The sequence below is a fragment of the Acinetobacter sp. AOR34_HL genome (genome assembly GCF_027854795.1).
Taxonomy (GTDB): domain Bacteria; phylum Pseudomonadota; class Gammaproteobacteria; order Pseudomonadales; family Moraxellaceae; genus Acinetobacter; species Acinetobacter junii.
Genome location: NZ_JAKTID010000040.1, coordinates 1 through 2,489 on the forward strand (window position 1 = coordinate 1; position 2,489 = coordinate 2,489).

General features: G+C 35.5%; 2 protein-coding genes and 1 pseudogene. 1 reads left to right on the forward strand and 2 read right to left on the reverse strand.

The annotated features are described in order from the left end of the window. Positions 1-35: 35 nt before the first annotated feature. Positions 36-782, reverse strand: coding sequence for an IS5 family transposase (locus MKL32_RS06555; RefSeq protein ID WP_004912080.1), 747 nt, complete (start codon positions 780-782; stop codon positions 36-38). Between the two features lie 352 nt (positions 783-1,134). Here MKL32_RS06555 and MKL32_RS06560 point away from each other — a divergent pair. Then, positions 1,135-2,127 (forward strand): annotated as a pseudogene (locus MKL32_RS06560) (metalloendopeptidase CpaA); the annotation flags it as partial. A 32-nt stretch (positions 2,128-2,159) separates the two neighbouring features. On the opposite strand, the gene MKL32_RS06565 reads toward MKL32_RS06560, so the two are convergent. After that, positions 2,160-2,489 (reverse strand): IS3 family transposase (locus tag MKL32_RS06565; RefSeq protein WP_270900281.1); only part of this gene is annotated, 330 nt, incomplete at its 5' end.

The following is a 2,489-nucleotide window of genomic DNA, read 5'->3' on the forward strand; positions in this document are numbered from 1 at the left end:
TAGGGTCTGTTGACATTTACTGTTCATAATTAAACCTATAAAGGTAGCCATAAAAATATACAGGCTAAGGCAACAGCACTTTGATAATTTCTTTTGAGCTTGTCATATCGAGTAGCTATCCCTCTAAATTGTTTTAATCTACAAAACATATTTTCAACTAAATGCCTGATTTTATATAAATACCAGTCCATATGATCATTGTTCGATTGGCTATTTATTTTCTTTGGTATATTCGCTTTTGTTCCTGTTTTTCTGATCTGCTCACGCAGTGGTTCTGAATCATAGCCTTTATCTGCGCATACCACTTCTGTCTCTTTTAAATCTAATGTTGCTATTAAATCAGGTGCAACTTTGATGTCATGTGTAGTGCCATCGGTAATCATGAAATCAATAGGATTGCCATGTGAATCAACAATCAAATGTATTTTTGAGGAGTTTCCTCCTACACTTTTAGAAATGGATTGATTCGCTATACCGGCAGAATGTTGATGAGCACGTACGTGAGAGCCATCAATAAAAATCCACTCCATATCGGGGCATGATGCTAATAATTTGAATAATCTAAGCAACTTACCGCTGCTTGACCAACGATTAAAACGTTTGAAAATAGAGTTTGATTGACCGAAATAGGAAGGAATATCTCGCCACGGACAGCCTGTTCTAATTCTATAGAGAATAGCTTCAATAAAATTACGTAAATTTGAGTTGTGATGAATAGATAAATTACGCAAAATAGTTTTCAACTTTTGCCAGTGTTGATCTGTCAGCATGGTACGAGGCATAGCGAATAGTAAAATTGGGTTTGGCGATTTGATTTTACTACTTCGCTATTTTTTTAAGCTAAAAGTGTCAACACACCCTAATAATTGTTAAATAAAACTTAATAAATAACTGCATCGTGTGCGCTATTAGACATTGTTTTTATGATTTTAGATTTAGTCCTAATTAATCAAGTTAAGCTTGCAATAATTGTAGGTTTTGAAGTAAATTTGAACGTATATGCAAAAAATATAAAAATATATTTAAAATAAGTTTATGATATATATATTTATATAGTGAAAAAATAAACTTTATTGATGTGGTTGGTTTTTGATATTGTTAATCGTGCAGAAAAAACACAAAAAGGATTATTATATGAAATTTGGATTAAAAGCGATCTGTTTTGCTGGGGTGATAGCTGCTTCTGCTGTGTATGCATCAACAATTTTATCTCCAAATCAGATTAACAATACAGGTAATATCCCAAGCGGATACAGTGACTTAACTTTTGTATTGTCGAATGGAAATTGGGTAAAAAATGTTTATTTGCCGACGACTGCTAACCATCTTGATAAAGTGACGATTCAATCAAGTGCAGCTTATAAAAGTTATTTAGATACATCGAATACCAATTTGCCGATTGAAGTATTAGAAATCCAAAGTGGTGATAGTTTTCAATTTGTATACGATGCAAACTTAAAGAAGTGGTTAGTCCAGCTCAACACAGTTAGCCCAGTGAGTGGTTCACAATATGAGCAAGTTGCACTCTCAACAGCAAAAATTCAGCATGTGCTTATTGCTGATGGTAAGTGGGCAGGCACAGTTGCATTACCTTCGAACGTAAATAATGGCACTTTGGTTCAAATTACTTCAACTGCTGGCTATCCATCACAGTTAGCAAAAGATAATTTACTTTTCCCGAGCAGTTTTAACTTAAATAAAGGCACTGAATATTGGTTTAAGTACAATTCAGCATTACAAAAGTGGGTGCCTGAATATATTAAATCATTGAAATTAAATGTGAAGAATATTGGTAGTTCGCTTAGTAGTGTAACCGCACCATTAACTGAAGTAAGTTTTGGTGATGCAAATTGGGTTTCAAACTTCACGCTACCATCAACTGCAAATGATCGAGATCGTGTAGTCATTAAGTCCTCAGCGACTTGGTCAGCAAAAATCGCAAATACTCATGTAAATACTGCAGCTACCTTAACTTTGAAAAAAGAGGATCAGTATGAATTTATGTACGTAAGTGATCGTGCGCACTGGGTATTAATGTCATCTCCGATCAAAACAATCGATGCAAATACAACTATTCCTTCAATTTTACCTAGTATGAGTGAGCCAACTTTAAAGGTAAAAAATTGGACTGCTCCCAGTATCCTAGACATGAGACCGCCTCATTTTGAAGCTGTCTCAAATGCTTCTGGGCTCATCCCATCGAGATGCGAATGACGCCTGATTCGATTGTAAAACATCTCGATATAATCAAACACATCCGCACGGGCCATTTCTCGTGTTTTATAGATCCTCTTTTTAATTCTTTCCTTCTTTAAACTACTAAAAAAGGATTCAGCAACAGCATTGTCCCAACAGTTTCCACGACGACTCATACTCGGAACTAAATTATGCTTTTGACAGAATTTCTGCCAGTCTCCGCTACTGTATTGTGAGCCTTGGTCTGAGTGTATGATCACAGGTTCATTGGGTCTGCGTCGCCATACCGCCAT

Bases quoted from the DNA above. Each gene is read 5' to 3' on its own strand.
- MKL32_RS06555 (WP_004912080.1), bottom strand. From the start codon at position 782: ATGCCTCGTACCATGCTGACAGATCAACACTGGCAAAAGTTGAAAACT.